Origin of the sequence: Corynebacterium sp. ACRPO (assembly GCF_022347205.1) — a bacterium.
Lineage (GTDB): Bacteria > Actinomycetota > Actinomycetes > Mycobacteriales > Mycobacteriaceae > Corynebacterium.
Genome location: NZ_JAKRNE010000012.1, coordinates 41,343 through 63,361 on the forward strand (window position 1 = coordinate 41,343; position 22,019 = coordinate 63,361).

The following is a 22,019-nucleotide window of genomic DNA, read 5'->3' on the forward strand; positions in this document are numbered from 1 at the left end:
AGCATGACTAGGTTGGAAATTGGTGACGTTCTGGAGAACCGTTACCGGATCGATCGCCCCATTGCCCGCGGTGGCATGTCTACCGTCTATCGCTGCGTGGACATGCGGCTGGGGCGAGCGGTCGCGGCCAAGGTCATGGACGAGCGCTATTCCGATGACCCGGTCTTTATCAAGCGTTTTTCTCGCGAGGCTCGCGCCATGGCCCGCCTGCAGCATCCCAATCTCGTAGCTATTCACGATTTTTCCGCTGACGGCGAGCCCATTTATCTCATCATGGAGCTCATCGATGGCGGTACGCTGCGCGAGCTATTGGCTGAGGGTGGCCCCTTTCCAGTGCAGGCGGCCGCCTCTACCCTGCGCAATGTTCTGCGCGGCTTGGAAGAGGTGCATTCAACCGGGCTCATCCACCGCGACATCAAGCCCGATAATGTGCTTATTACCTCCCACCACCGGGTAAAGGTGGGCGATTTTGGGCTGGTGCGTGCCACCAATGCCGAGGCTACCTCGGACATGATTGTGGGCACCGTGTCCTATCTCGCGCCGGAGCAGGTCACAGGCGAAGAAATTACACCGGCCTCGGACGTGTATTCAGCCGGCATTGTCCTCTTCGAGCTTCTTACCGGCACCGTTCCATTCTCGGGGGATACTCCCCTAGCGCATGCCACGGCCCGTTTGGATTCCGACGTCCCCGCGCCGTCCTCGCGGATTTCTGGGGTGCCCAAGCTTGTCGACGCCCTCGTGGCCACCGCCACTGCCCGCGACCCTCGCGAGCGCTTCGCCGACGCCGGAGAATTCCTCGAGGCGCTCGATGATGTTTGCCGAGAGCTCGATCTTCCGGACGTGACCATCCCCGTGCCAAGGAACGCTGCCGCGGCGCGCACGGCACAAGCACCCACGGATTTTTCTGGCACTGGAGCCACGGAAATTTTCGAACCCACCCGCAGCATTCCACAGGGTGAAACGGAGCATCTCGACGGTGGCCCGACTGAAGTCATCCCACCGCAGCGCCTTAGCTTTGAGACGAAACTGGATTTGCCGCAGGCCGGGGCCGCTCCAGAACCGGAGCCGCAATCATTGTCACGCCCCCAGGCACAGCCGTATTCCGCGTCCGAGCCCCCACTCAAACCATTTGCGCCGGCAGCTGCCTCTGCGCCTGCACCGGTACCTGCTCCTGCCCCCGAGCAGCCGGTCCAGAGCGCGCATGAAGAACCCGCCGAGCGTCCGCTGACCAACCGCAATCCGCTGTCACTAGTGCTGTACTTAGTAGTGGTCGCGATTGCGGTGGGCGCAGTGGCTATCGGCGGGTGGTGGTTCGGCTCCTCGCTCTACGGCACGACGCCGCACCTGTGGATTTAGTTACGTAGCATCTCCGCGATAAGGAAGGAGAGCTCGAGCGACTGCTGCGTATTAAGGCGCGGATCCACGGCCGACTCGTAGCGGCCCGGCAGATCCACGTCGGTAATGTCCTCGGCGCCGCCCAAGCACTCGGTGACGTCTTCACCGGTGAACTCAAGGTGTACGCCACCCGGGTGGGTGCCCAGTTCGCGGTGAACCTCAAAGAAGCCTTGGACCTCATCCACGATCTTGTCAAAGTGGCGAGTCTTGTAGCCATTAGAAGCGGTGAAGGTATTGCCGTGCATCGGATCGGACTGCCATACCACCTTGTGACCGGAGTCTTCCACCGCCTTGACAATGGCAGGCAGAACCGTGCGCACCTTATCGTGGCCCATGCGCGAGATCATGGTCAGGCGCCCCGGCTCGCGATTCGGGTCCAGCCTTTCCGCATACTCCACGGCCTGCTCCGGGGTGACGCCCGGCCCCAGCTTGATGCCCACTGGGTTACCAATCATCGCCGCAAAGTTCACGTGGAAATCTTCGATGCCACGAGTGCGCTCACCGATCCACACCTGGTGTGCGGAGAGATCGTAGAGCTTGGTATCGCCGTTATTGTCCTGGCCCAAGCGCAGCATGGAGCGCTCATAGTCCTTCAGCAAAGCCTCGTGCGAGCAGTAGATATCGGCCGAGCGCAGAGTGTCATCGTGCACGCCGCAGGCATTCATGAAGTTCAAGCCGTTTTCAATCTCCCGGGCCAAGTCCTGGTAGCGGGCACCAGCGCGGGACTTGCGCACGAACTCGCGGTTCCACTCATGCAGGCGGTAAAGATCCGCAGTGCCGGAAGAGGTCAAAGAACGCACGAGGTTCATTGCCGCCGAAGAGTTCGCGTAAGCGCGGATCATTCGGGCCGGGTCGTGGCGACGAGCCTCATCGGTCGGCTCCACGCCATTGACAATGTCACCGCGGTAATTCAACAAACCATTGGAGTCCGTATCGGAAGAACGTGGCTTGGCGTACTGGCCGGCGATGCGTCCGAGTTTAACCACGGGCACGGATGCGCCGTAGGTCAACACCACGGCCATCTGCAGCAGCGTTTTCACATTGCCACGGATATGCGGCTCAGTATTGGACTCAAAGGTTTCCGCGCAATCGCCACCCTGCAGCAAAAATGCGTTACCCAAGGCAACGTCTGCCAGCTTCTTCTTGAGCGCCTCGATCTCGGGCGCAACCACGATGGGCGGCACGGACTCGAGAATCTTGCGCACGTTATCGGCCTGGGAAGTATCCCAGCTGGGCTGCTGCTTTGCGTCACGCTTGATGACGTCCTGGAAAACCTCTTCGATGCCGGCGGGCAATGGCGGGAGGTCTGGGAGAACGCCTTGCGGAATATCTACTGTCCAACTCACACTGCTATTTAACCATCAAGCGCCTATCGCGCGTTAGTTAAATTCTAGATATTAATTCTATTGCCTTTAGAGAGCGGAAGAACTTGGGCGCAGGCACGGAACTTGGCGAGGTTATGGCGGGCGTCGACAAGCGCATCGTGATTGCCCTTAGGGACAGCCGGCAGGCTGGGACGCCCCGCAAACTCCCAGTACTGCTTCAGCTCGCGGGTATAGCGGGGCATGCGTTTAGGCAGTCCAGCCATATCGCCCCACAGCTGCGCCAAAACCACATGATCATAAGCGCCCACCCACGCCCACAGCTCTACCGGGGTTGAGCTCTGGGTAAGAAACTCGAAGACCTCCGTGCGAATGGTCGCCAGAGGTTTCCATACTGGGTCCCGCGGGCTAGGCAGCTTGGCCAATACATTGTCTTTGACCCAAGAATTGGCCTTGGACGGATCGAAATCTGTAGACACGGCGTAGTACTCGCTGCCATTCTCACCGACGATGCCGATGGAGACCAATTCAATGGTTTGTCCATCTTCGATAAATTCGGTGTCATAGAAGTAGCGCACGTCTCCCAAGCCTAGCGCCGCCTAGTCTGCGGCGATAAATTGGCCCCTTAAAGAGACGGTTGTACACTTCTGGCGTGAAGAAATCTTTGTGGTTTACTGCTCTGCCCTTGTGCCTCTCTGCCCTCGTTGCTCTTTGGTGGCTCATCGATATTCCGGAGCTTTTCTCCGGGGATTTCTCCACCTATTACCACATTGACCTGGACGTTTACCGCGAAGGCGGGGCCGGCTTTGGCAGCGACCTCTACGCCAAGGACTACCTCGTTGGCAGCAATCGCGATGTCTCTCTTCCCTTCACCTATCCACCCTTTGCGGCGCTGCTTTTTGCCCCGCTGAGCTGGATTCCCCTCACCGCCGCGAGCATCCTCGTATCTGTCGCCTCTTTTCTTGCCCTGTGGGTCTGTGTTGCCCTGGTACTGCGCTCTCTTGGCTGCCCGGGCTGGGCAGGCTGGGCGCTTCTAGCGGCGATGCTTACTGAGCCGATTACGGAGACCTTTAGCTTCGGGCAGGTCAACATCCTGCTCACCGCACTCGTTGTGGTCGATATTCTCTGGCTGCGCCCCGGACGCGGCAGGGGCGTGCTTACTGGTATCGCTATGGCGATCAAGCTCACCCCCGCGGTATTCCTCGCCGTATTTTTCGTCCGCCGCGAATGGCGCGCATTTTTCGCCGCTCTCGGTTCCTTTTTGGCAGCTGGGCTCATCGCCTTCGCCTGCAATCCACATAGCTCCATCCAGTACTGGAGCGAAACGCTGCGCGATTCCAACCGCATCGGTGGACTTGCCTATAGCTCCAACCAATCTCTGCGCGGTGTCTTTAGCCGCCTAGCCCCTGAACACGCTGAAAAACTGTGGCTCGTAACCGTTGTCCTCGTCGTTGCCATCGTATGGTTTGCCATGGAGCGCCTCTCCCACGAGAACCAGGCGGTACTCATGCTGCTGTCCGCTTCCGTATCGCTCCTGTGCTCGCCAGTGTCATGGTCGCATCACTTCACCTGGCTGGTATTGGCAGGCGTGCTGCTAGTGGCGCAGCACCACTGGGCACTCGCTGCGCTGACATGGCTGGCGCTTTTGGCCCGCGGTCATTGGCTTGTCCCCCATGCCAATGACCAAGAGCTGGACTGGGCATGGTGGCAGCACATCGTGGGCAATGACTACGCCATCGTTACCGCTCTGCTGGTTCTTTGCTCGCTACCATTGGCTCTACGACGGGTCGGCGCTTATCAATCCGCGGCGGAACCAGCGTCCAGCCAAGGATAGGAACCTTTCCCAGGGCCCAGAGCGCTACCGATGCCGCAGCGGAGTAGAAGAAGCACATTCCGATCCAGAACCAGGTATTTTCCATCGGCCACTGGCCAGCAAGGCTCACCACATAGTCGCGGTGGGCCATGAAGAAGCCGTACCCCAGCGTCATGCCGATTGGGTGGGCCAAGTAAATGGGCAGGGTATGCCGGCCCACGAACTTTACAAAAGTGGACAGAGCCGGAACATGGCTAATAAGTACAGCACCAACGATGCCCGCTGGGGTTTCAAGCGTCTGCTCCGCAAAGCGGATCAACAGGTCTAGATCGCCTCGGCCAAGAATGTCCCCGCCTGGAAGTGGCCACTGCACCGCTACCTCGCCTTCGACGGCATTCCAGGTTTGCCGAATGGTAAGTCCCGCGATGTAGCTGATGATTGCCGCACCATATGCCCACAGAGAGCCCTTGCGGAAGGTGCCTTTAAAGGGTGCTTCGGCGGCGTCGGCAAACCGCGTAATAGGCCCGCGGAGATAAGCCGCACCGACGAAGATGGGCAAGAACATGATTGCCTTGCCAATAAAGTAGTAATGATGCTGCCACGCTATAAACAGCAGCGGCGCAAAGCTCAGGCCAATGCCTGCCCACGCGGGCAACTTGCGTACGGCCCACAAAAATATGTTGAAAAAGATGAGCGCGTGAATGAACCACGCCATGGTATGACCCAACAGCAGGTTATAGAGCAGATCCGTAAGCTGCAGATAGGGATCACCAAATACCCAGTGGTACTCGATGCGCTTAGTCCACAGCTCAACGGTCATCCACACCGTATAGGGCACGAGGAAAAACCACAGGCGGCGGGTAAAGAGCTCGCTGAATGAATAGCGGAAGATCTTGGTAGAGAAATAGCCGGATACGAGGAAAAACAAGGGCAGGCGGAGCGGGTCCAGCCACACGTTTAGGTCAGCCAACCACGTTAGCTCACCTTCCGGAACCACCAGCGTGACGTGCAAGAGCACAACGCCGATAATGGATACGCCTTTAGCGGTATCTGGCCAAGCTAAGCGGGCCTTGGGAATAGTGATTACCTCCCCTTGTATTCAGCGCCGGCGGGGTAACCATGGCCGGCCTTGAGCGAAGCCTTCACATCGGAGGCGTACACATCAACATAAGGCTTATCGCTCAGCTCGGCCAAATTGCGCATCACAAAATCCGTGAAAGCGCGGACAGTCTCATGCTCGGCCGGATTCATCCCGCGCTCTTTGGCCCACTCATGCGGCCAGATGGGGTCTCCTACCCGCACGCCAACCTTGAAGGGGCGGGGAATCCACGAGCCAATGGGATTCGCCTTGCGCGAATTGATCATCGCGATGGGAAATACTGGCTGATTAGTCTCCATCGCGATGCGACCCATACCGGTGCGACCCTTGTACACCCGGCCGTCTGGGGAACGAGTTCCTTCCGGATAGATACCGAAGAGATCGCCGCGGGACAAAATACCTTCTGCGGTTTCCACAATGGCGTCGCCAGCGTCCTCGCTATCGCGCTCGATAGGGACTTGCCCTACCGAGGTAAAGAACCACTTTTGCAGGCTGCCAACAAGGCCAGGAGTGGTGAAGTACTCCGACTTAGCCGGGAAAGTGATCTGACGTGGGCATACCAAAGGAAAGAAGAAGGAATCCATGACAGCCTGGTGATTCGACACCAAAATCGCAGGGCCTTCAGCGGGGATTTTCTCGATGCCCTCACTCCACGGGCGATTCCATACTCGCAGAGCAGGTCCGAAAAAGATGTGCTTAAAAGCCCAGTACCACTTGTTTTTCATCGCCAGGTCGTCCTTTGTCAGTTTTAACGGCCGCTGCGGGCCAAATCGGCTACGCCAATCATACCCGCTGCCGACCCTAATTCTGCGGTGGCCACACGTGCGAGGGGACGGTGCCCTGCCCCGACAACATCCTGTCCCATGGCTTGGGCAGCGCCCTCGAGGTACAGGTCCGCATCTTGAGATACGCCGCCTCCGAGCACAATAAGTTCCGGATCCAATACATCAGCGACAATGGATAGGCCCTGGCCCAGCCACCGGCTGAAGTCTTCCATCACCGCGACGGCAAGTGGATCTCCGCGCCGCGCCGCCTGGGTAATTTCCTTGCCTGTGGGATCAGCCGGCAGCGAGGTCTCATAGCTTCCACGCAGATCAGCGCAGGTATCCGGCAACGCGGTACCGGAGGCATAACGTTCCAAGCAGCCTCGCTTGCCGCAGGAGCACTGCCGACCATTGGGGACCACCACGATATGCCCAAATTCTGGGGCGGTACCAAACGCACCGCGGTAGATGGTGTCATGCGTCATCAACGTCGCGCCAATTCCTGTTCCTACCGCAAAGAAAACCCAATCCTCTGCTCCGCGGCCAGCTCCAAAGCACCACTCACCCCACGCGGCGGAATTGGCATCATGCTCCAAACGCACGTGCATACCGAGCTTCTGCGAAAGCGATTCTCGGACGTTGGCGTGCCGCCAGGGAAGGTGCGGGGCGAAGCGCACTACCTCACACGTAGGATCCAAAAATCCCGCCAAGGCGAGGCCGACGGCGTCCACCTCATAGTCGGCGCGCAGCTCATCGACGATGCCCACAATGTCCGCTTCCAGCTGCTCGACGTCCATGGAAGTGGGAACCGTGCGGCTCGCGAGGATCTCACCCTCCCGAGTGATCACTCCGCCGCGCACGTTGGTGCCACCGACGTCGAAGCCGATAGTCAGATCGGCGGAGTTCTTCTTAAGCATGCATAACAGAATATACCGACAACCGGGTTAGGGTCACATCAAGACATCAGCTGCCGCAATCGCTGCCCCATTATCCGCCACGTCCAATTCTCTTCTACATGGCGACGCCCCGCCTGCCCCATGTGAAGCCTACGCTGCGGGTCGGCCAAGAGAGCTTTCAACGCTCCAGCTAGTTCCGGCACAGATCCGCCCTTGACGACGACCCCCGTCTCCCCTGTCACCGTCTCTGGTGCACCACCGGAGTCTCCGGCAACAACTGGCAAGCCGCACGCCTGCGCCTCCAAATAGACGATGCCCAAGCCCTCGACGTCTAGCCCTCCGCCACGGGTGCGTGCCGGCATGGCAAAAACATCCGCTGCGTGCAAAGCAGTCTCAATGCTTTCCGCTTCCTGAATCACTGAGTCTGGACAGTAGATTTCCGCCAATTGTTCTAAAGCCGCGCGGTAGCGTCCGCGCCCAATAAGTAGGAGCTGTGCATCCGGAAATTCTTCACGCACGAGAGGCATAGCGCGTAGAAGCTGATCCTGCCCCTTGCGTGGAACGAACCGCGAAATGCAGACGATGGTCGGCCCGCTGACTCCGAACTCTGCCTTTGCCGCTGCACGTTGCTCCGGCGTGGCTGGAGAAAGGCCCTCCACACTCACTCCGGAAGGCAGGTGCTCCCAGCACGGGTTCGGTCCAAATGGTCGACGCAACCGACGCAGGGTGTAGTCGGAGATATAGGTAATCACATCAGCATAGTCACCAATGCGGCGCAGGCACTGCCGAGCAACGGGCACCATTGACCACCCCACTTCGTGCCCGTGCGTCGTAGCTACTACACGGGTCGCCCCCGCCTCTTTTGCAGCCTTGCCCATCAAAGCAAGGGGCGCGGCTGCACCAAACCAGACGATGTCAATATTTTCTGTGCGGATGATCTCCTGCATCCGACGAACCGTGGCAAGCGTCGGCAACATCACCCGGCGAGGCCAGCGGATGACCTTGTAGTCCACCGCGGCATCGAATTCCGCCGGTGATTCCTGGGTTGAGGCAAAGACTACGACATCGCGCGGATCTAAGGTTGCTACGAAATCGCGCAGGTAAGACTGAATCCCGCCAATCTTGGGCGGAAAGTCATTAGTTACCAGCAGAACGCGGGCCACTTAGTACCGCGCCGTTCCGGTAATCGGCATAGATTTCAACGGCACCACCTGAACGGGCACGCCATAGGTAGAGGCATGGACTACCTGACCATTACCGATATACATGCCGACGTGAGTTACGCCAGGGTAATAACCCACGATATCGCCCGGCTGTAGGTCTTCCAACGGTACCGATGTGCCACCTGCAATCTGAGCCTGCGATGTACGCGGAATGGACTTACCAATCTGCTGATACGCCCAGAACATCAATCCAGAGCAGTCGAACTGGTCGGGTCCAGCCGCACCCCAGCCATATGGGGCGCCCAGCTTCGACAAGGCAGCCGAGACAGCACCATCAGCTACCTCCCCCAGATCCATATCCGGCTTATCAGATCCGCCGAATTGGCCTTCCCAGGCCTCGCGCTGCTGTTCATCGAGAGCGTCCACCTGCTTCTCGATGTCCTTTTGCTGCTTTTCCAACTCCTCCTTTTCCTTGAGAAGCTCCTCGCGCTGCTCTTCCAGCGCCTTCTTTTCCTCGCGCACCTTCGCGGCGGCATCGGCAGCCTTATGCTTTTGCTCTTCCGCCATGGAAGCGGCATTAGCCTTTGCATCAAGAGTGCGCTGGGCCTTGCGGGAAAGCGCGCCGAGGTAGCCCATGCGCTCTACGGCATCGGAAGGATCTTCTGCAGCCAAAGCTCCAGACACTGCCGAACGGGAATCACCGCGGTAGCGCGACTGTGCGATGCCATTGACACGGTCCTGCTGGGTGGAAACATCCCCCTTCGCATCGTCCGCCCGCGTTTGTGCCTCAGCGGCGGCCTGCTCGGATTCAGCAACCTCAGCCTGCTTCACCTCAAGCTTGACCTCGAGCTCTTTTACTTCTTCGTTCTTGGCAGAAACTTTGCGCGCAACTTCTCCTACGCGCTCCACCAAGGCGTCTACATTTTCGGTGGCACTCTCCTGTTGTGGAGCGGCCTCCTGCGCAACAACCTGCGAAATCCCAGAAACCGACGTAACAGCAAGAGCCGCTGCAAGTGCAGCTGCAGGAAGTACTCGTTTAGACACGTAAGGACCCTTAGACTAAGAAATTTAAAAATCGTACTAACTATAGCGGGTTTTACCCCCTGATGCACGACAAAGCCCTCCCCGCGAAGGGGAGGGCAAGATCCGCCGCCACTTAGAAGCGAACTGCGGAGTGAATCGGCATGTAGTTCAGGTCGCGCTCCTGAACCGGCACGCCGGAGTTAAGGGCGTCGATGATGGTGCCGTGGCCGGTGTAGATACCAACGTGGGAAGCGCCACCGTAGTAAGCGATGATGTCACCCGGCTGCAGCTGATCCAGGGATACCGGGGTACCGGCGGCAGCCTGTGCCTGAGAGGTACGCGGGATCTCCTTGCCAGCCTGAGCGTATGCCCAGCTGGTCAGACCGGAGCAGTCGAAAGCGTTCGGGCCAGCGGCGCCGTATACGTACGGAGAACCGATGACGGAGCGGGCTGCTGCCAGTGCCTTCTGGCCAACGGTCTGCTGTGCCGGAGCGGCCTGCTTGTGGCCAGCTGCTGCGTAGTTGGTGTTCTGCTGGTTAGAAACCTGACCCAGGGACGGAACGTAGCGGTCAATGTTCGGCACCTGGTCAATGTTCGGGACGTTTTCCAGACCTGCTACCTCAAAGCGGTAGTCGGTATTAGGTACGACGACCTCTGCTGCCTGTGCGACGCCCGGTGCGACGACTGCTGCGGTTGCAGCCAGTGCTGCAGTAGATGCGATGCGACGGGTGTTCTTAATGCCCTGACGACGGTGCTGTGCCATGAGTAAAACTCCAAATCTTCCTGCGCGCCTACTTCCCTAATAAAGGAAGCTCTGACCCTGGGGGACTAGCGTTCGTTGGGAATCCGTTCCTTTAGGATTTCCTCCACTCGGCCCCTCAGTAGGAAGGGCCAGATGCGGCGCTGTAATTCTTCTGTTTAGATTGAGCACCTTTTCGGGCGGTAACTCAATGTCTCGAATAGGTTACGAAATCATTACAAGCAATGTCCATTCGCGACACCAAAGTAACGTTTGTTATCGCTTCGTTACCTTCCGTTGACCTTGCCGAGATTTAACCTCCATATGGATGCTAGCACCCGCCAGAATCCACCGCCTCGAGACCATAAGCAGCACAAATGACAGCGGATGCCGGACATCCGACCAAGAAGTGTCCTCACTAAGAGTAAGCTTAACAATTAAGACTTTTCTAATTTGTGACTTTCAACACTACGCCATTTTGACAGTCCCTCCTCCCCCACGATGTCACTCCTTTAACGCACGTCTAGAGCCTCGCTTTCATCACGACGGCGCCCCGCTTTGCCACCCTTCCTTGCGGTCGTTTTAGCTAAACCGCTTCTTGAAGCCCCAAAGGCACTCAAGCGACGAGCGCAGCGTACCTCTAGACAATAAAGCCTTTCGGCATGCACACCCACCTGAGCCCACGCACTAGGCTCCTGAAACTGTAAAGCACGACAAAACCGCAAACTATCGACAATCCGCGCACCAGAACATGTACTAAACCGGCTGCACAACAAGCTTCAGCAGTTCTTCAGATGCTTCTAGATTCATAAATACTCACAGGCACGCAACAGCTCCCCTTCAACAACTCCTGTAGCAGCCAGAAGGATGAGGACTGGGGTCGGAATCTATCTGTACATACGCAAACCGCCCTTGCTCCTTCAGCAGGAGCAAGGGCGGTTCTGTGAGCGCGTTTCGAGTAATCCTCAGGAAAAGCGGCTAAATGCGGCCGTTTTCCTCGTCCTCACGGCGGTTAGCCTCGTTGAGGCGGCGGAACATCTCCGCTTCCTCGTCGTGGTTATCCGAGTGGATTTCGTGCACTCGGTGCATGAGGGCCGAATCATCAGGGCTGAAGGTGCCCTGGGTCTCGGAGTCAGCGAGTCCGAGGTGGTTCAGCTGCTTCGGCACCTGAGCGCCTGCATACTCGAGCGGAACCGGGTGGCCTTCGGCATCAACCGGGCCGAGCGGCTGGTGAACCTCGATGAAGGCACCATTCGGCATCTGCTTGATAACGCCGGTTTCAATACCGTGCTCGAGAACCTCCCGGTCAGAGCGCTGCAAACCAACGCAAATGCGGTAGGTCATGAAGTACGCAATCGGAGGAAGCACGATGAGGCCGATACGACCAACCCAGGTCATAGCGTTCAGCGAAATCTGGAAGAAGTGTGCCACGTGGTCGTTACCACCGGACAGGGTGACCAGCAGGAAGAACACGATGGCAGCAGCGCCGATAGCGGAGCGGGTAGGAACATCGCGCGGACGCTGCAGCAGGTTGTGGTGTGCATCGTCACCGGTGAACTTCTTCTCCAAGAACGGGTACGCCATTAGCAGGACGACCATGAGGCCACACAGCAGAGCTACCCAGAACGCGGAAGGAATGGTGTAGTTGCCAATGTAGAGTTCCCAAGCCGGCATGACACGGGCAACACCATCAGTCCACAGCATGTAAATATCCGGCTGAGAACCAGCGGAAACCTGGGATGGGTTATAAGGTCCAAGTGTCCAGATGGCGTTGATGGTCAGCAGACCAGACATCAGCGCCAGTACGCCAGCAACCATCATGCCCATACCAATAGCCTTGGTGGCGAAGACCGGCATAATGCGGACGCCAACGACGTTGTTCTCCGCACGGCCCGGTCCAGGGAACTGGGTGTGCTTCTGGAACCAAACCATAATCAGGTGGGCTGCAATCAGGCCAAGGATGATGCCCGGAATAACCAGAACGTGCAGGATGTAGAAACGATCCAGCATCAGGTCGGACGGGAAGTCACCGCTAAAGATTGCCCAGTGCAGCCAGGTGCCGATAATCGGCAGACCCAGGATGATGGCGGACATGATTCGCAGACCAACACCGGAAAGCAGGTCATCCGGCAGGGAGTAACCAAGGAAGCCCTCGATCATGCCCAGCAGGATAAGTGCGCAACCGATAATCCAGTTTGCTTCACGCGGACGACGGAACGCGCCAGTGAAGAAGATACGCAGCATGTGCGCAACCATGGACATCATGAACAGCAGAGCTGCCCAGTGGTGCATCTGGCGCACGAACAAGCCACCACGAACTTCAAAAGAGATATCCAGCGCGGTGGCGTATGCGCGGGACATTTCTACACCATTAAGCGGTGCATAGGTGCCGTCGTAAATGACCTTGGTGATGGACGGGTCGAAGAACAGCGCCAGGTAGATACCGGTCAGTACAAGAATGATGAAGCTGTATAGCGCCATCTCACCAAGCATGAAGGACCAGTGGGTCGGAAAGACCTTGTTCAGCTGAGTCCTCAACACGCCGGCGGCGCTATAGCGCTCATCCATGTTGTTGCCCATTTGGGCGAGTTTATTGCTCATTATGACTTACGCTCCCAGAATGCCGGGCCGACAGGCTCAATGAAGTTGCCCTGTGCAACGAGGTAGCCCTCGTCATCCACCGTGATAGGCAGCTGTGGCAGTGCGCGGGCAGCCGGGCCGAAGACCGGCTTACCGTACTGCAAAGCGTCGAACTGCGACTGGTGGCACGGGCACAGGATTCGGTTGGTCTGCGCCTCATACAGAGAGGTCGGGCAACCGATGTGGGTACAGATCTTGGAGTAGGCGTAGTAATCGCCGTGGTGGAAGTCTTCCTGACCTTCGCGCTCGATTGCCTTCTGAGCGTCGTTGTGACGCAGGCGAATCAGCATGACCGCATTGCGGTTGCCGTGAATCGAGTGCATGTGGTGCTCGTAGACATCGCGCTCGGCATCGTACTTGTCGCCATCGTTAACGTCTTCTTCTGCCAGCGGGAAGACGGTCTCCATGCCGCCTGCCGCCAGATCCTCCGGGCGCACACGAACCAAGCGGGTAACACCCTTGGTGCTGTAGTGCTCACCGGTTTCGCCAGAGTGCTTCTCGGCAATAGTACCGGTGTCGCGGGCCAGGTAAAGCTTGACACCTTCATTGTGCAGGGTCCAACCGGAAGTCCACAGGGTGCCGTCGCCGGCATAGTTCATATTGTGGCGAACCTTCCAAGGGTTCTTGATTGCGCCACCAAGCGGAGCAATCACGGTTAGACCGAACAGAACGCCGGCGCCGCCCAGCAGACCCTGAACGGTCTTGCGGCGACCAAGAGTCGAGGTCTTCCAAGAATCGTTCAGAAGGGCGGTCAGGGTACGGCGGTCAACCTCTTCGGAAGGACCATCGTGACGACGCTGAACGGAGATCTCCTCCGGGAGAATCTTCTTAACGTACTGGACGATGGCGATGCCCAAGCCACAAATTGCGAGGGCTGCAGTAATACCTAGCAACGGAGTGTAGAGAGTGTGCCAAATGTGGCCCTCCTCCCCCAGCTGCTTGTACTGCCACGGCCAGAACAGGTAAACGCCAAGGAATCCAAGGCCGCCGATGACGGACAGGAACAACCAGATAGCAACGTTACGTCCAGCGCGCTTTTCTGCTGGGTCGCCTTCGACTGGGAAACGCTCCTTGCGGAACGCAACGGTGACGTCGTCGAGCTCGGTACCAAGAGCAGCGAGTTCATCGTTGCTCATCTTGTCGAGCTCAGCGTTAGTGTAATTCTTCTTCACATTGCTCATGAGCGCGATCCAATCCACATAGCGGCAGCGCACAGGGCGCTAATGCCGATGATCCACATTGCCAGGCCTTCCGCTACTGGGCCGAGACCACCAAGGTCCCAACCTGCTGGGGAAGGAGTTTCCTTTGCAGACTTGAGGTAGGCAATAATGTCCTTCTTCTCGTCTGCGGTCAGCTGGCGGTCAGAGAACTTAGGCATGTTCTGCGGGCCGGTCAGCATAGCCTGGTAGATCTCCTGCTCACTTGCCGGAGCCAGCTCCGGAGCGAACTTACCGGAAGACAGTGCGCCGCCCTGGCCGGTGAAGTTGTGGCAGGATGCGCAGTTCATGCGGAAGAGCTCGGAGCCCTTCGCTATGTCTTCTGCCTGGATTTCGCCGTTATAGTTAGCACCACGCAGCGATTCTTGGGCAACGCTTCCGTCATCGTTGTAGACAATGTCAGCGCCGCCGCCGTTGGCTGCAACATATGCAGCCAACGCCAGAGTCTGCTGCTCAGTGTAGCGGGGAGCCTTACGCTCTGCCTGTGCGTCGTTAGACATCATCGGCATACGGCCGGAGTGCACCTGGAAGTACACGGAACCAGCACCGACACCAACGAGGGACGGACCGCGACCTTCGATGCCCTGCAGATTGGCACCGTGGCAGGTGATACAAGCGGTGTCATAGATGTCCTTACCCTCTTGGACGAGGGCTTGGTCATCTTTTTCCGCCGTGGCGACCTGTGCGTCCGGGGTCAAGGCAGAAGCCAAGACGCCCGCACCGGACAGGCCAATCGCCAAAGCGAAGCCACCGGCAAGGGTGCGCTTCGCCTTGCGGCGACGGCGGGTCTTCTTAGCCGCCGCAGTGGTCTGCTCCACTGCCACGGACTGCGAATTGTTATCCATCATTTTCCTTTAGATAACTCGAACACGGGAGGACTGTTTGGGGATCTTGGCCAGTGCTACTGAACCAAGTAAATAACGGTGAAAACGCCGATCCACACAACGTCAACGAAGTGCCAGTAGTAGGACACTGCCATTGCTGCGGTCGCCTGTGCCGGCGTGAACTTGGACTTAGCAACGCGCGCGAGAATGATTGCAAAAGAAATCAGGCCCGCGGTCACGTGCGCAGCGTGGAAGCCGGTGATGATATAGAACACCGAGCCAAAGACGCTGGCCTGGACAGTCACACCTGCGTGAATCAACTCGGCCCACTCGAACGCCATGATGCCCAAGAACACAACGCCTAGCACTAGCGTCACGGTGTACCAGAGTCGAAGCTTGTAAACGTCACCCCTTTCTGCGGCAAACACGCCGAACTGCGAGGTCACAGAAGAAGAAATCAGCACTGCCGTAATGAGGAAACCCATGGGCAGGTTGATATGGGCGGTGTGCTCCGCCCAATCGCCTTCCTGACCGTTTGCTCGCGAGGTAAACCACATCGCGAACAGTCCGGCAAAGAACATCAATTCCTGAGACAGGAACACGATGGTGCCCACGCTGACCATATTGGGTCGGTTCAGCGAGGCAGCACGTGGTGCTGTCATACCTTGGTTAGAAACTACGCTCGTCACAGTGGCTATTATGGCTGTTCTGGGCGCTAAAGTCACCTCGATTCCCCCCGCTTTCTCTATTCGTTTTTGATACTTCATCCAGCGAACGTTCAGCTCGCGAGGGCCAAAAACAATATTCCTCCAAACGGGAACTTTTTGCCCCGCTTTCCGACGCCCCATTGATGCAGGTGACACCACCAGCTGGGCCCTACCTTGAAATTCCTAAGCACCCCAGACGCCTGCGGCCCACACTTGTCGATGCGCCAATTAGCGCACCCGATGCCAGTCATCCAGAGAGATAAATCACATTCCACGAGCCCCCTAAACGCCCAGCTTTACAACTTTCGAACGACCCCCGCTAAAATCGGCTTCTACGTGCCAGAATGCAGAAGAAGACTAGTCGACAATACGTCACACAGTCAGGTGTCACTCCCCCACCGGCAAAACTTTTCAGAAATCTCGGGAACTTTATGACGCGACAGACGACGCTGGATCGCCAAAGCCCTCCTAGCCATGATGGCTAGGAGGGCGGAGAAGTTTTAGGCAGGGATTCCTTTACATCGAGGAATTAGTGTTTTTCCTTCGGTAGGCCGTACTGCAGGGACAGGCCGGTGCAGGCCGCGATGAGGCAGACAGCGCCGAGGGCAATCAGCCAGAAGTAGAGGAAAATGATTCCCAAGCCGAGGAGACCAATGGCGCCAGTCATAGCCAGCGGCCAGATGGAGCCTGGGGAGAAGAAACCAAGGATACCAGCGGCATCTTCAGTTTCTGCCTCTTCCCAATCCTCTGGCAGGACGTCACTGCGGTCATCAGTGAAGTGAAGGTAAGCACCCAGCATCATGCACAGCAGGAAGGCGAGGAACATGCCGACGATGCCAACCCACTCGGCACCGTAGAGGTAGCCGTCGTCCTTAACGAAGGTGACGCCGAAGATATAGACAATCAGCGAGACAAGAAGGTACGTCGCGATTGAGTAAAAGACTTTCGATGTTGCACGCATTGTGTTGTGTCCTTATCTCTTATGCCGCGGTGTTCACGTAGTTATCGCCCTTAGCGGTGTCACGCTCGCCGGAGAACGGTTGGGTGGTTACCGCGTATGGGTCCTGACCGATTTCTTCCAGAGCTTCCGCGTTGGTGGCTTCTGGGTTGTCCTCGCGGAACTTCAGGTAGGTGTTGAAGTCCTCCGGAGAGACAACGCGGATTTCGAAGTTCATCATCGAGTGGTAGGTACCGCACATCTCAGCACAACGGCCAACGAATGCGCCCTGCTTCTCAATCTTTTCTACCTGGAAGCTACGCTCCTGAGCGTTTGCCTCGGGGTGTGCGTAGACGTCGCGCTTGAACAAGAACTCCGGTACCCAGAATGCGTGGGAAACGTCGCCGGAAGCCAGACGGAACTCAATCGCGGTATCGGAAGGAAGGACCAGAACCGGAACCTCTTCGGTGGTACCGACGGTCTCAATCTTGTTGTAGTTCAGGTAGGAAAGGTCGCCCATGGACTTGCCGTGGATTGGGTTCGGGTTGTCCACACCCTCAGGGTCGTGAGCAGTCTTCTCTGCCTCAGCCTGACGCTCCTTGTCGGCACCGTCGTAGTTCTCACCATTGACATGGTTCTCGGCGTAACCAAACTTCCAGTTCCACTGGAACGCGGTGACGTCGACGACAACCTTCGGATCCTTATCCAAGGCAGTGACCTTCTGCTGAGTCTGAACGGTGAAGAAGAACAGGCCCATAATGATAAGGATCGGGACGATGGTCAGAACCATCTCCAGCGGAACGTTGTACTGGATCTGGCGCGGGAACTCGCCCTTGCCATCCTTCTTCGCCTTCTTCGCGCTCCAGCGGAAGATTGCAGTGAGGAACAGGCCCCACATAATAAAACCAACGATCCATGCGGCAACCCAGACCCAAATCCAGAAGTTGTACATGGCCTCTGCCTCAGGAGTAATACCCTTCGGCCAACCGAATCCAAGGAGGTTCTCTACAGCAGTTGGCGCCTGAACGTCACAACCTGCCAGAGCGAGTCCACCCAGGGCAAGTGCGCCAGCTACGCCCGCCTTGCGGGCAAAGGTGCGCTTATTACGCTGTCCCACGTGTGTTCTGCCTTTCTGTCCACACAAAACTTCTCGAATACTCACAGAGCACTCTTACCCAATCAGAATAGAGGATAATTGCCAGATTCCCAGCCTGTTTAAAGGCACAAAAGGGCACCTAGTGTGCTCATTTCATATTCTCCTTCTGGTAGGTTACCGCCCCACCTGCACAATGTTCCAACCGCACCCCCAGTATCCATAGACTTCGTGTGCGCCAATTCACAGGATTCTCATGGAGCCATCATCCGAAAGTTCGCACCCCTATCGGGGAAGCTAATTCCAAGGCAGTCGGCAGGTTTCCTTAAGCCGTGGCGTGTTCTGGTTTCACGCTCTCTAGCCGTAAAGTGGGTGACTAGCAATAGACGCTTATATATAAGGAGCAATCTTTACATGTGCGGACTTCTTGGCATGCTCGCCGCCACAGGCAACGTAGATAAGTACGTTGATGCGCTGGAACGATCCCTGCCCTGCATGCGCCACCGCGGTCCAGACGCGGCCGGCACGTGGCATGACGGCGATGCCGCCTTCGGCTTCAATCGTCTGTCCATTATTGACTTGGAGCATTCCCATCAGCCCCTCCGCTGGGGCCCGAAGGACCAGCCTGACCGCTACGCCATGACCTTTAATGGTGAAATCTACAACTACGTAGAGCTACGCGAGGAGCTCACCGGTCTCGGCTACACCTTCCACACCGAGGGTGATGGCGAGCCCATTGTGGTGGGCTACCACCACTGGGGCAAGGATGTGGTTAACCACCTGCGCGGCATGTTTGGCATCGTCATCTGGGATACCCACACCAAGACGATGTTTGCTGCCCGTGATCAATTTGGCATCAAGCCGCTGTATTACGCCACCACCCCAGCAGGAACTGTCTTCGCTTCCGAGATGAAGTGCATCCTTGAAATGGCAGACGAGATTGGTCTAGAACTCAACCTTGACCGACGCGCCATTGAACACTATGTGGACCTGCAGTATGTCCCGGAGCCAGAATCTCTCCACGCGAATATTCGCCGCGTTGAATCCGGCTGCACTGTCACTCTTCGCCCGGGCGAGGATGTCGTCTCCGAGCGGTACTTCAAGCCCCGTTTCCCTGTGCAGCAGGTAAAGCAAGGCGAAGAGCAGCAGCTGTTTAACCGCATTGCAGAGGCGCTCGAAGATTCCGTCGCTAAGCACATGCGTGCCGACGTCACCGTGGGTTCCTTCCTATCTGGCGGCATTGACTCCACCGCTATTGCCACACTGGCCAAGCGCCACAACCCAGATCTACTGACCTTTACCACCGGCTTCGAGCGCGAGGGATATTCTGAGGTCGATGTCGCGGCAGAGTCTGCGGAAGCTATTGGTGTGGAGCACATCGTCAAGATTGTATCCCCTGAAGAATATGCCGAGTCCATCCCGAAGATCATGTGGTACCTGGACAATCCGGTGGCTGATCCCTCGCTGGTACCGCTCTACTTTGTGGCGCAGGAGGCCCGCAAACACGTCAAGGTAGTTCTTTCCGGCGAGGGCGCAGACGAGCTCTTTGGCGGCTACACCATTTACAAGGAACCACTGTCCCTCGCCCCATTTGAGAAGATTCCGTCCCCACTGCGTCGCGGTCTGGGCAAGCTCTCGCAGGTTCTGCCCGAGGGCATGAAGGGCAAGTCCCTGCTTAATCGCGGCTCGATGACGATGGAAGAGCGCTACTACGGCAACGCTCGTTCCTTCAACTTTGAGCAGATGCAGCGCGTTATCCCGTGGGCAAAGCGCGAATGGGACCACCGTGAGGTTACCGCCCCCATCTACGCCCAGTCCGAGAACTTTGATCCGGTTGCCCGCATGCAGCACTTGGATCTATTCACCTGGATGCGCGGTGACATCCTGGTCAAGGCCGATAAGATCAATATGGCCAACTCGCTGGAGCTGCGCGTGCCCTTCTTGGACAAGGAAGTCTTCAAGGTTGCCGAGTCCATCCCTTATGACCTGAAGATCTCGCACGGCACCACCAAATACGCCCTGCGCAAGGCCATGGAACAGATCGTGCCGGCGCATGTTCTGCACCGCAAGAAGCTGGGTTTCCCAGTGCCGATGCGCCACTGGCTGGCCGGCGATGAGCTTTATGGCTGGGCCCAGGACACCATCAATGAATCCCAGACCGAGGACATCTTCAATAAGAAGGAAGTTCTCGAGATGCTCAAGGAGCACCGCGACGGCGTTTCCGATCACTCCCGCCGCTTGTGGACCGTGCTGTCCTTTATAATCTGGCACGGCATCTTTGTGGAAAAACGCATCGATCCGCAGATCGAGCAGCGCGACTACCCAGTCAAGCTCTAAGAGCCTTCCACACATACAAAGAGGGTGGGTGCCAGTGGCACCCACCCTCTTTTCTGTCCTTCTATTTAGTTGAAGGAATCGCCACAAGCGCAAGAGCCGGTGGCATTCGGGTTATCAATGGTGAATCCCTGGGACTCGATGGTGTCAGCGAAGTCAATCTTGGCACCGGTCAGGTAGGGAACGGACATCTTGTCCACAACGAGGTTTACGCCGCCTACCTGGTCAACCTTGTCACCATCCAAGGTGCGGTCATCAAAGTAGAGCTGGTAGCGCAGGCCAGCGCAGCCACCAGGCTGGACGGCAATGCGCAGAGAGAGATCGTCGCGGCCTTCCTGATCAAGCAGCGCCTTTGCCTTTGCGGCTGCTGCTTCAGTCAGAATGACGCCGGTTGCGGAAGCTGGAGCGGTCATCACTTCTCCTCAATAAGTATTGGATTCGTTGCCACTACCCTACCCGGTTAGTTCAGGTGGGAAAAGGTAGCCCATACCTACAACACCATCTGGGCCGGGCCTATTCCCCTATTCACACCTAAACCTTGTAGTGTGAGGAGCGTGAAACTCCCGTGGCAAAAAGATGACAAGACCTCCACTGAACCCGCCCCTGTACAGGACAAAGCTCAGGCCAAAGTTCAGGAAGAGCCCCAGCGCAAGGGCTACACCCCACCGAAGGGTCGTCCTACGCCAAAGCGCGCAGAGCAAGAGATTGCGCGCGGCGTAAAGCGCGATCCCAATGGCATGTCCGATGCGCAGCGCTACCAGCACCGCAAGGACATGAAGAAGTCCATGAGCAAGGACGAGTGGAAGGAATATAAGAAGAAGGAGCGCCAAGAGCGCCAGCAGGCCAACCGCGAGCAGCAGGCCCGCATGGCAGAAGGCGATCCGCGCTTCCTCCCCGCCCGCGACCAGGGTGAAGTGCGCGCCTATGTGCGCGATTGGGTGGATGCCCGCCGCAGCCTGAGCAACTGGGTCATGCCGATGGCCTTGGTGCTCATCGTGGTCATGTTCTTGACCTACGCGGTACCCAGCATTGCAACAATCATCAACGCGGTAGCGATGGTTATCCTCGTAATCTTCGCCATCGAGGGCGTCATTTTGGCCCGCCGCTGCAATAATGCCGTGCGCGCCAAGTTCCCTGGCACCACCGAAGCCGGCTTTAGTCTTGGTTTTTATGCGTATTCTCGCGCCAGCCAGCCGCGCAAGTGGCGCATCCCGCGCCCCCGCGTGGAGCTCGGTGCTGACGTTTAGGGGGACTACTCATGGCCATTCCGCAGCCCGATAAGCAGGCACATACCGCACAGGACGCGCAGCTCGCCCCTTGGGGGCGCCTGACCGACGCCGCTCAATGGCTGGCTGCTTGCCAAGGCGCGGCACCTGCCCATGAGCCGCGGCGCGTGCGGGCCGTGATTTTCGCGGATCAAGAGACCTCGCTTTCGGCCGCTGAGACCGCCGCGCGTCGCGCCGAGGCCGGGCTGAATGTAGTCACCGTGACGGATTATTCCCAAGCCTACAGCCTTGGAGCCGCAACAGCGGATGCGGAAATTGATGCCGGGGCTGACCTACTGATTCCCGGCGGCGAAGAGCTCGCCCGAGTACCGGCCGTGGTCATGGCGACGATGACGCAAACGGAACCGGTAGTGATCGTCGGCAAGCAGCGCAGCGTAGAAACCTGGAAGCGCGAGGTCACCGCAATCCGGGACGCTATGTTCCGCGCCCGCAACCTCGAGGGCATGGAGCTGGTTGAATCGTGCCAGTCCACGGTGCTGGCAGCCACGGTGGGGTTCATTGCCCGAGCCGCGGAGCGCCGCACGCCCCTGCTTATCGATGCCCCCTTGACCGCCACCGCCGCGCTCCTTGCCGAGCGCGATAACCCCGGCGTGAAAGAATGGCTTTTCGCCACCACGCTGTCCACTGCCCCTGCGCATAAGTTGGCACTGGAAAAGCTAGGGCTCCATCCCCTGCTGGAACTGGGAATGGAGCCACAACCTGCACTAGGCGCGCTCGCGGCGCTGCCAATGTTGCTGACCGGAGTGGAGATCGCTGCGGACGCCTAA

General features: G+C 57.9%; 20 protein-coding genes. 5 read left to right on the plus strand and 15 right to left on the minus strand.

Annotation, left to right across the window (positions count from 1 at the left end; all coding sequences use genetic code 11):
• Nucleotides 1–3: 3 nt before the first annotated feature.
• Nucleotides 4–1,356 carry a protein kinase gene (locus tag MHY22_RS08680; protein ID WP_239278965.1) on the plus strand — a complete coding sequence of 451 codons (1,353 nt, stop codon included), beginning with the start codon at nt 4–6 and terminating at the stop codon, nt 1,354–1,356.
• Here the strand turns inward: MHY22_RS08680 and MHY22_RS08685 are convergent.
• The gene (locus tag MHY22_RS08685; protein ID WP_225746712.1) at nt 1,353–2,741 is read right to left on the minus strand and encodes a class II 3-deoxy-7-phosphoheptulonate synthase; all 1,389 of its coding nucleotides are present in this window, start codon (nt 2,739–2,741) and stop codon (nt 1,353–1,355) included. The genes MHY22_RS08680 and MHY22_RS08685 overlap by 4 nt on opposite strands.
• A gap of 44 nt (nt 2,742–2,785) precedes the next feature.
• Nucleotides 2,786–3,295, minus strand: a complete 510-nt coding sequence (locus tag MHY22_RS08690; protein WP_225746711.1) for a polyadenylate-specific 3'-exoribonuclease AS — start codon at nt 3,293–3,295, stop codon at nt 2,786–2,788.
• Between the two features lie 74 nt (nt 3,296–3,369).
• On the opposite strand from MHY22_RS08690, the gene MHY22_RS08695 reads away from it, so the two are divergent.
• Nucleotides 3,370–4,551 (plus strand): glycosyltransferase 87 family protein, encoded by a 1,182-nt coding sequence (locus tag MHY22_RS08695; RefSeq protein ID WP_239278966.1) that lies wholly within the window; start codon nt 3,370–3,372, stop codon nt 4,549–4,551.
• Here the strand turns inward: MHY22_RS08695 and MHY22_RS08700 are convergent.
• The 12 genes from MHY22_RS08700 to MHY22_RS08755 all read right to left on the minus strand — a co-directional run bounded on the left by MHY22_RS08700 (nt 4,457) and on the right by MHY22_RS08755 (nt 17,656).
• Entirely contained in the window at nt 4,457–5,548 is a 1,092-nt protein-coding gene (locus tag MHY22_RS08700) for a hypothetical protein (RefSeq protein WP_239278967.1), read from the minus strand. The two genes, MHY22_RS08695 and MHY22_RS08700, sit on opposite strands and share 95 nt — an antisense overlap.
• A 65-nt stretch (nt 5,549–5,613) precedes the next feature.
• Entirely contained in the window at nt 5,614–6,354 is a 741-nt protein-coding gene (locus tag MHY22_RS08705) for a 1-acyl-sn-glycerol-3-phosphate acyltransferase (protein ID WP_225746708.1), read from the minus strand.
• 23 nt (nt 6,355–6,377) lie between these two features.
• A complete protein-coding gene (locus tag MHY22_RS08710) occupies nt 6,378–7,310 on the minus strand; it encodes an ROK family protein (protein ID WP_239278968.1) in 933 nt (310 codons plus the stop codon).
• Nucleotides 7,311–7,348: 38 nt separating this feature from the next.
• Nucleotides 7,349–8,452, minus strand: a complete 1,104-nt coding sequence (locus MHY22_RS08715; RefSeq protein ID WP_225746706.1) for a glycosyltransferase family 4 protein — start codon at nt 8,450–8,452, stop codon at nt 7,349–7,351.
• Nucleotides 8,453–9,496, minus strand: coding sequence for a C40 family peptidase (locus MHY22_RS08720; RefSeq protein ID WP_239278969.1), 1,044 nt, complete (start codon nt 9,494–9,496; stop codon nt 8,453–8,455). It lies immediately after the preceding gene.
• Between the two features lie 112 nt (nt 9,497–9,608).
• Nucleotides 9,609–10,238, minus strand: coding sequence for a C40 family peptidase (locus MHY22_RS08725; protein ID WP_239278971.1), 630 nt, complete (start codon nt 10,236–10,238; stop codon nt 9,609–9,611).
• A gap of 954 nt (nt 10,239–11,192) precedes the next feature.
• Complete coding sequence (locus MHY22_RS08730; RefSeq protein ID WP_239228194.1) at nt 11,193–12,815, minus strand: cytochrome bc complex cytochrome b subunit; 1,623 nt, start codon at nt 12,813–12,815, stop codon at nt 11,193–11,195.
• Nucleotides 12,815–14,035: a ubiquinol-cytochrome c reductase iron-sulfur subunit gene (locus tag MHY22_RS08735; protein WP_198491715.1), complete on the minus strand. Its 1,221-nt coding sequence runs from the start codon at nt 14,033–14,035 to the stop codon at nt 12,815–12,817. The genes MHY22_RS08730 and MHY22_RS08735 overlap by 1 nt, the downstream gene beginning before the upstream one ends.
• Nucleotides 14,032–14,919: a c-type cytochrome gene (locus MHY22_RS08740; RefSeq protein ID WP_225746703.1), complete on the minus strand. Its 888-nt coding sequence runs from the start codon at nt 14,917–14,919 to the stop codon at nt 14,032–14,034. Before MHY22_RS08740 ends, MHY22_RS08735 begins: the two co-directional genes overlap by 4 nt.
• Nucleotides 14,920–14,972: 53 nt before the next feature.
• A complete protein-coding gene (locus MHY22_RS08745; protein WP_225746702.1) occupies nt 14,973–15,557 on the minus strand; it encodes a heme-copper oxidase subunit III in 585 nt (194 codons plus the stop codon).
• A gap of 574 nt (nt 15,558–16,131) precedes the next feature.
• On the minus strand, nt 16,132–16,563 hold the full coding sequence (locus MHY22_RS08750) for a cytochrome c oxidase subunit 4 (protein WP_005328946.1): 432 nt from the start codon (nt 16,561–16,563) through the stop codon (nt 16,132–16,134).
• Between the two features lie 19 nt (nt 16,564–16,582).
• Complete coding sequence (locus tag MHY22_RS08755) at nt 16,583–17,656, minus strand: cytochrome c oxidase subunit II (RefSeq protein WP_225746700.1); 1,074 nt, start codon at nt 17,654–17,656, stop codon at nt 16,583–16,585.
• 390 nt (nt 17,657–18,046) lie between these two features.
• On the opposite strand from MHY22_RS08755, the gene asnB reads away from it, so the two are divergent.
• On the plus strand, nt 18,047–19,969 hold the full coding sequence (gene asnB, locus MHY22_RS08760; RefSeq protein WP_239278972.1) for an asparagine synthase (glutamine-hydrolyzing): 1,923 nt from the start codon (nt 18,047–18,049) through the stop codon (nt 19,967–19,969).
• Between the two features lie 65 nt (nt 19,970–20,034).
• Here asnB and MHY22_RS08765 read toward each other — a convergent pair whose 3' ends face one another.
• Nucleotides 20,035–20,379, minus strand: coding sequence for an iron-sulfur cluster assembly accessory protein (locus MHY22_RS08765; protein ID WP_005324455.1), 345 nt, complete (start codon nt 20,377–20,379; stop codon nt 20,035–20,037).
• A gap of 141 nt (nt 20,380–20,520) precedes the next feature.
• Here MHY22_RS08765 and MHY22_RS08770 point away from each other — a divergent pair, with 141 nt between their 5' ends.
• The gene (locus MHY22_RS08770) at nt 20,521–21,213 is read left to right on the plus strand and encodes a DUF3043 domain-containing protein (RefSeq protein WP_225746698.1); all 693 of its coding nucleotides are present in this window, start codon (nt 20,521–20,523) and stop codon (nt 21,211–21,213) included.
• 11 nt (nt 21,214–21,224) lie between these two features.
• Nucleotides 21,225–22,019 carry a nicotinate-nucleotide--dimethylbenzimidazole phosphoribosyltransferase gene (locus MHY22_RS08775; RefSeq protein ID WP_239278973.1) on the plus strand — a complete coding sequence of 265 codons (795 nt, stop codon included), beginning with the start codon at nt 21,225–21,227 and terminating at the stop codon, nt 22,017–22,019.